The 7,177-nt window shown below is 72.6% G+C and carries 7 protein-coding genes; 5 read left to right on the top strand and 2 right to left on the bottom strand.

Features of this window, described 5'->3' with window-relative positions; genetic code table 11:
• The first annotated feature begins 279 nt into the window (after positions 1-279).
• The 5 genes from ACZ6BG_RS06925 (at position 280) to ACZ6BG_RS06905 (ending at position 5,776) form a co-directional block, all read left to right on the top strand.
• The gene (locus ACZ6BG_RS06925; RefSeq protein ID WP_468997736.1) at positions 280-1,155 is read left to right on the top strand and encodes a polyprenol monophosphomannose synthase; all 876 of its coding nucleotides are present in this window, start codon (positions 280-282) and stop codon (positions 1,153-1,155) included.
• Entirely contained in the window at positions 1,152-1,655 is a 504-nt protein-coding gene (locus ACZ6BG_RS06920; protein WP_468450068.1) for a GtrA family protein, read from the top strand. Before ACZ6BG_RS06925 ends, ACZ6BG_RS06920 begins: the two co-directional genes overlap by 4 nt.
• The gene (locus ACZ6BG_RS06915) at positions 1,636-3,180 is read left to right on the top strand and encodes a hypothetical protein (protein WP_468997729.1); all 1,545 of its coding nucleotides are present in this window, start codon (positions 1,636-1,638) and stop codon (positions 3,178-3,180) included. The genes ACZ6BG_RS06920 and ACZ6BG_RS06915 overlap by 20 nt, the downstream gene beginning before the upstream one ends.
• Before the next feature lie 445 nt (positions 3,181-3,625).
• Entirely contained in the window at positions 3,626-5,293 is a 1,668-nt protein-coding gene (locus tag ACZ6BG_RS06910; RefSeq protein ID WP_468997726.1) for a UDP-N-acetylmuramoyl-L-alanyl-D-glutamate--2,6-diaminopimelate ligase, read from the top strand.
• 246 nt (positions 5,294-5,539) lie between these two features.
• On the top strand, positions 5,540-5,776 hold the full coding sequence (locus tag ACZ6BG_RS06905; RefSeq protein WP_468997724.1) for a hypothetical protein: 237 nt from the start codon (positions 5,540-5,542) through the stop codon (positions 5,774-5,776).
• Positions 5,777-5,805: 29 nt separating this feature from the next.
• Here ACZ6BG_RS06905 and ACZ6BG_RS06900 read toward each other — a convergent pair whose 3' ends face one another.
• A complete protein-coding gene (locus ACZ6BG_RS06900) occupies positions 5,806-6,585 on the bottom strand; it encodes a GntR family transcriptional regulator (RefSeq protein ID WP_468997722.1) in 780 nt (259 codons plus the stop codon).
• Positions 6,582-7,124: a UTRA domain-containing protein gene (locus ACZ6BG_RS06895; RefSeq protein WP_468997720.1), complete on the bottom strand. Its 543-nt coding sequence runs from the start codon at positions 7,122-7,124 to the stop codon at positions 6,582-6,584. Before ACZ6BG_RS06895 ends, ACZ6BG_RS06900 begins: the two co-directional genes overlap by 4 nt.
• Positions 7,125-7,177 lie beyond the last annotated feature (53 nt).

Genomic DNA, 7,177 nt, shown 5'->3' with positions numbered 1-7,177 from the left:
CTTGGAACCCCCTTCGGTGACGGTTGGGAAAGCGGGGACCTTGCTGCACCCGCGTGCGGCGTTTTGCCGTTACTGGGGTGCCCCCCCCCCATGCGGGGGGGGGGCCGCCCCCGTCTGTGTGTCCGGCGTGGTGTGTGCGGCGGGATGGGGGACACCCACCGTCTGCGGAACGGGTGACGAGACTGACCTTATGCCGTTAATTCGGGCATTTGGGCTACGGTAGGTGAGATTGTCTGACGGACGAGTCCGTACGGGTCGGGAAGGTCACAAGGTAAGCCGATGACAGAAGCAAGTCCGTTGGACGCGGCGGAGCGCGCGGTCCGGGTGCTCGGCGCCGGACGGCTGCCCGAGGAATGGGCCGCGACGCCGCTGACCGTCGTCATGCCCACGTACAACGAGGCCGGGAACCTGCCCGGCATGGCCGACGCGCTGATGGCGCTGCCGCTGCCGGGCCTCAGCCTGCTCGTCGTCGACGACTCCAGCCCCGACGGCACCGGCGACATCGCCGAGGAGCACGCGCGGCGGCACGCGGAGACGGAGGGCCGCCGCCGCATGAGCGTGCTGCACCGCACCGAGAAGGACGGCCTCGGCCGGGCCTACGCGGCCGGGATGGCCAAGGCCGTCGAGGACGGCGCGCACTACGTCCTGCAGATGGACGCCGACGGCAGCCACCCCGTGGAGAAGGTCGCGGAGCTGCTCGGCGTCGCGCTCGCCACGGACGCCGGGGTCGTCGTCGGCAGCCGGTACGTCCAGGGCGGCACGCTCTCCGACGCCTGGGGCGCCCACCGCAAGCTCCTGTCCCGCTGGGCCAACGCCTACGCGGGCACCATCCTCGGCACCCGCCTCCGCGACATCACCGGCGGCTTCAACCTGTGGCGGGCCGACGCGGTGCGCGCGGTCGACCTCGGATCCGTCGACAGCGCGGGCTACAGCTTCCAGGTCGAGATGAAGTACCGGGCGGTGGGCCACGGCTTCGACGTCATGGAGGTCCCGATCCACTTCGAGGACCGGACGGTCGGCGAGTCCAAGATGAATCTGATGGTGCAGTTGGAGTCGGTGGTGATGCCGTGGAAGCTGCGGCTTTCCCGCGCGGCCCGTGGGGTCCCCGGCGTACCGGGGCGTCGGACCGGGTCGGGTTCGGGGCCGTCCGTATGACCAGCACGCTGCACGAGGCGCCGGCCGGGCCCGTCGTCGCTCCCGCCCCCGCCGCGCCCCGTGTTCCCCTCGCCCGGCTGCGCCGACTGTTCCTGGAGGTCGTCCGGTTCGGCGTCGTCGGCGGCAGCGGAGTGGCCGTCAACCTCGTCGTCTTCAACCTCCTCCTGCACGGCCTCGGCCGGGCCCCGATGACCGCCACGGTGCTCGCCAGCTGTGTCGCCATGGGCACCAACTACCTCGGCTTCCGCTTCTACGCGTACCGGGACCGCGCCTCGCGCACCAAGCGGCAGATCGCCCTCTTCTTCGTCTTCAGCGGCATCGGCGTCGTCATGGAGAGCCTGCTGTTCTACGCCGCGTACCACGGGGCGGGCCTCAACGGGCCGCTCGGCTCCAACATCGCGAAGGCGCAGTCCATCGTGCTGGCGTCGGCGTTCCGCTTCCTGGTGTACCGGACGTGGGTGTTCCAGCATCGGGCCCACCATGACGCCCGGCGGGCCTAGCCGGTCCCGCTGGGTGTGGGGGCTCCGGGCGGTGGCTGGCGCCGTCACCGCCCTTCTCCTCGCCGTCGTCGTCCGCCTGCCCTGGGCCGGTGACCTGGGCATCCACGCGGCGACGATCGAACGGCTCCGCCACGATCCGCTCCACCCCGGCGATCCGCTGGTCGACGCCGACGTGCCGAGCCCCTACTACTCGCCGTGGACCGTCCTCCTCGGCTGCCTCGCCAAGGCGACGGGGGCGGGGGTCTTCGGGGTGCTGCGCGGCGCGGCCGTCGTCGGCCTCGTCCTTCTCCTCTCCGGGATCTGGCACTTCGTCCGTACGCTGACGGAGCGCCGGGCCGCCCCGCCGCTCGCCGTGCTGTGCGTGCTGTTCCTGTGGGGCCCGGCGCTGTTCGAGTGGAGCGGGTTCCTCGGGCTCAACTCCCTTGCCCTGACGGTGTCGTATCCGAGTACGTTCGCGCTGGGCCTGTCCTTCCACCTGTGGGCGTGGCTGCGGAAGGCCCTGCGGGCGGGCTCCGGGTGGCCGGTGTTCCTCGGCCTCGGCGCCCTGTGGGCCGTCGTGCTCCTCACCCACCAGTTCACCGGTGTCGTCGCCTCGCTCGGCGCGGCGGCGATGCTGCTCGGCACCCGGCCGTGGCCCTCGCGCGCGGTCCTGCCGCGCCTGGCCGCCGGTCCGGCCCTCGGCCTCGTGGTGCTCGTCGTCTGGCCGTACTACCCCTTCTTCGAACTCTTCGGCGCGGGCGCGGACCTGGAGCAGATCCACCGCCCCCTGTACCGCGACCTCCTCGGCCGCTTCGGCCTGGCCCTGCTGGGTGTGGCCGCGCTGGCCCTGCGCCTGCGCCGGGACCGGCGCGATCCGCTGGTGTTGTTCTTCACGCTCGGCGCGGTGGTGTTCGCGGCCGGGGGCCTGAGCGGTCACTACTCGTGGGGGCGGGTGCTGCCCGCGGCGCTGATTCCGGCGCAGGTCGCGGCGGCGGTGGAGGTGGCGGAGGTGGTCGGGGCGGCGGTGACGTCGAGGGCCGCGGGGGCGGTCCCCGCTGCCCGCCCGCGTCGGATCTTCGCCGCCGTCCTCGCCGCCGCCCTGGCCCTCGCCCTGTCCGTCGGCGCGTGGGGGCAGGCCGGGACGCTGGGCTACGTACTCCCGAAGGACGCGCTGCCCTCCGCCGTCGCCGCGAAGTACCGGCCGCCGTGGCCCGGTTACCGGTGGATCACGCCCTGGGTGCGGTACGGGGACGTCGTCATGGCGAAGACGTTCCCGGCCCGGCAGATCCCGGCGTACGGGGCGTACACGGTGGCTCCCGGCTACCCCGACTTCTTCCTGCCGGACGAAGTCGCGCGCGAGGACGCCGTGCGCCGGTACTTCGCGCCGGGTACGCCCCGGGCCGAGCGGATGGAGGTGCTGCGGCGGTACGGGGTGCGGTGGGTCGTGGCGTATCCCGGGGACGGGGGTCTGGGGGCGGACGATCCCGCGCTGCGGAAGGTGGGGACGGGGCCGCGGGGGCTGGGGCTGTACCGGGTGGTGGGGTGAGGCGGCACCGGCCCACGGGAAGATCTGGAGTGGGGGTCGCCGGAACAGCCGTACACTCGGGCTCATGGGTCGCATGGGTTCGCTGAGGCAGTGCCCGCACAGGGCGGCCTCAGGACCGCGCCCGATCGTCGTCCACGCGGCTGTCGCCGTTGACGTCGAGACACCCCTTCCCCGGCGGATCGCGCTCCACGGGCACGGTTAGCGCGCTGGGGCGCACCGGTTCGCCGCTCTTCCGTGCCGCGCGCCGGGCCATTCGCGGCGGCGTCCCGCGGTCTCCCAGGGCCTCCAGGCGCCGAGAGCCGTTTGCGCCTTTCCCTCCCCCCCCGCCCCGCCGGGCGAATTCCCTTCCCTCGCCCCATCGCCACACCAGCTTGCCGGCCTCCGCCGGTGCTGCCACCTGGCTCCGACCGCACGACCGGGCCGGGGCCACCTCGAAGGGATCACTGTGAAGCTGAGCGAGCTCCTGGCCGGACAGGAACATCAGGTACTTGAGGGTGACCCGAGCGCGACTGAGGTCACGGCGGGGGTGACCTTCGACGTCGACCGGGTCACGCCCGGGGCCGTCTTCATCGCCGTGCCCGGACACCGGGAGGGCGGACCCGGCTCGGTGGCGGCCGCGTTCGCGCGGGGCGCTGCCGCTGTGGTGGTCGAGGGGCCGGTGGTCGAGGGGCCGGTGGCCGAGGGCTCGGTGGTCGAGGGGCCGGTGGCCGAGGGCTCGGTGGTCGAGGGGCCGGTGGCCGAGGGGCCGGATCCAGCCCTTCCCGGCCGTCCAGCCCTTCCCGGCCGTCCAGCGCTCCCGGGAGCCGCGGGCAGGTGCACCGTGCGGGTGCCGGACGCCCGTCGGGCGGCTGCGGTCGTGGCCTCCCGGTACGTCGGCGAGCCGGGCCGGTGGATGGACATGGTCGCGATCACCGGGACCAACGGCAAGACGTCGGTCTCGTACATGGTCGAAGCCGTACTGCGGATGTCCACGGGGGCGAAGGTCGGAGTCATCGGGACGGCGGGCAGCCGCATCGGCGACGAACTGATCCCGATGCCGCCCTCGGTGCTCACCACTCCGGAGTCGCCCGACCTGCAGTACCTCCTTGGGCACATGCGGGACCGCGCGACCGGCAGCGTGGTCCTCGAAGCCACCTCGATGGCTCTGCTCACCCATCGGGTGGACCGGACGTTCATCGACGTCGGCGTGTTCACCAACCTCACGCAGGACCACCTCGACGACCACGGCACGATGGCCGACTACCGGGACGCCAAGCTCCGCCTCTTCCAAGGCCTGTGCGGGCACGCGGTGGTCAACGCCGACGACCCCGTGGGCGCCGGGATCGTGGCGATGATGCCGGGGGCGGTGACCACGTACGCGCTCGACGCACCGGCGGACTTCCGGGCGACCGACCTCGCGGTGAGCGCCACGGGGACGCGGTTCACGCTGCGGCACGGTGGGCGGGCGTATCCGGCGGCCATACCCTTCCCCGGCCGGTACTCGGTCGCCAACGCCCTTGCCGCGCTGGCCTCCTGCCACGTCCTGGGGCACGACCTGGACGCGCTCGTCGCCGCGCTCGCCCACATGCCGCCCGTACCCGGCCGGTTCGAACGCTTCGAGACCACCGACGGCACCTCCGTGATCGTGGACTACGCCCATTCCCCCGACTCCCTGGACAAGGTCCTGACCACCATCCGCGGCTACGCGCGCGGCCGCGTGATCACCGTCTTCGGCTGCGGCGGCGACCGGGACACCACGAAGCGGGCCGACATGGGCAGGATCGCCGGGACCCACTCCGACCTGTGCGTCCTGACCTCCGACAACCCCCGCGACGAGGACCCCGAGGCCATCCTCGACGAGATCACGCCCGGCCTCACCGCGACGGGCACGCCCTTCGAGCGCCTCGCCGACCGCCGCGAGGCAATCGCCTTCGCCCTGTCCGCGGCGGGTCCCCGGGACACGGTCCTCATCGCGGGCAAGGGCAGCGAGCCGCACCAGACCGTGCGGGGGCGACTGCTTCCGTTCAGCGACATGGCCGTCGCGCGGGAGGCCGCCCTGGAGGGGGCGGGGGGTGGGGCCGGGGTGGGGCGACCCGGGCGGGGTGGCGCTGCGGCTGCCGCCAGCCTGGCCTGAGGGCCCGGGCCGGACGCGGCACCGGGTGGCGGCTCGTGCCGACCATGCTTCACCTGCGGCCACAACCCGGCCCGGTGGACCGGCCGTTGGCTAGTCTCGGAGTCAACGGTCGACAACTGTCCGGAGCGCCCCGTGACCGACTTCGCCGTCCGCGCCCGTGCGGGTGGGGCGGTGCCTGACCGTTTGCGGAGTGAGTGTGCCTCCGTCGTCGCGGAGGCGGCCCAGGTTGCTGGGTGGCTCTTGTTCGTGGCCGACCGGCAGGAAGCCGCGCGGGCCGCTCGGGCTCTCGCCCACGCGGGCGACGGCGGCCGCGCCCTGCGCGAGATGAAGGCGGCCTGGGCAATTCTGGACGACTCGATCGGTCCCCGGGACCCGGCCCGGACCTGGTGGCTCAACGAGTGCGAGCTGTCCGGCCACGAGGGCGAGGTCCGGCTCGCGCTGGGCGAACCGGCCAGGGCGCTGCCCCGACTGCGAGCGCAGTGACGTTGGGGGTGAGGTCGCGTTCGCGGGGGTCACTCAGGTGTGAACTCGTATTGCAGCTCATAGAGATGGCCTGCCTTGGCCATGACGGTGACCTCGATGGGGAGGTCGTTGTCGCTGTAGACGACGCGCAGGGTGTGGAGTACCGGCAGGTTGCCGGGCAGCCTCAGAGCCTGGTGCTGGTCCTGGGTGGGAACTCTGGCGGAAACGCGGTCCACACTCCGGCGCGGCGGGAAGCCGAGCTCGGCGAGCAGGGCCGGGGTGCCGCCTTTGATCCGGCGCTTGTCCGTGATGGCGGTTCCCCTGGCCAGGGTCAACGGGTAGTACGACGTGACCAGTTCGGCCGGTTCGTCGTCGATGGTGAGGAGCTGCCGTCGCAGCAACGCCGATTCGCCATCGGCGAGCTTCAAGGCGGCCGAGACGTCGGCGGGCGGGTGCGCCTCTGCCACGTCCAGCAGTGTGATGTGCGCCGACGTGCCGTGCCGCGCCACCTCGGTGAGCCAGCGATACGGCTCTCCCGGGCCTGCCGGGGCCATGTAGGAAGCGGGACGCATGGTGCGCTGCCTGTGTTCGCGTACCGTGACCGCCGCTCCGGCACGGCCTATGACGAGCTGTTCGTCCTTGAGGAGTTGAAGCGCCTTCTGGATGGTGGCGTTGGAGGCGTCGAAGCGTGTTTTCAACTGCGCGGTGGACGGCAGTTTGCCGCCCGGGGGCAGGTCGCCGCTCATGATCTCGTCCCGGAGGTCGGCGGCGATCCGCTCGTGCAGTGAGCGGCGGTCGAGCGCGTGGGCTTCGGTGGTGGGCACGGTCATCCGATCCTGATCTCGTAACGCAGTTGCTGCCGATGGGCGGGCATGACCATCAGGTCGACCTGGATCGGCTGGTCGTCGCTGTCCAGAGTGACCCTGGAAAGGCGCAGGACAGGTTCGTCCGTTCCTGTACGCAGCGTCTCGCGCTCGTCCGCGCTGGGCATCCGCGCGGTGACGTCCTCCCGGACCCGTACGCCGACGTGGCCGAGTTCGGCGAGCAGGGTGACGGCACCGCCGGGGATCTTCCGCTTCGCGGCGAGGCGGGTGCCGCGGGCGATGGACACGGGATAGTACGTGTCCGTCAACTCGCATGGCCGGTCATCCAGTTCGATGACCCGACGGCGCACGACGACGGGTTCGCCGGCTGCCACGCCGAGCAGCGCGGCCACCGCGTCCGGGGCCGGCACCTCCCCGGCGTGCACGATGCGCTGACCTCCCGTGCCGCCCTGGGCGGCGGCCTCGGCCGCCCACGCGTGGGGCTGTCCCGCCGCTCGCGGCGCCAGGTACGGCATCGAGGTGCTGACCCACGTGCTCTCGCTCACGGTGTCCTCCGAGTGGCCAGTGGCTTCGACCTTGCTGCTTTACACGTTAAGCG

The sequence above is a fragment of the Streptomyces sp. NPDC041205 genome, from assembly GCF_055591765.1.
This window is presented reverse-complemented; position numbering and strand designations above follow the sequence as displayed.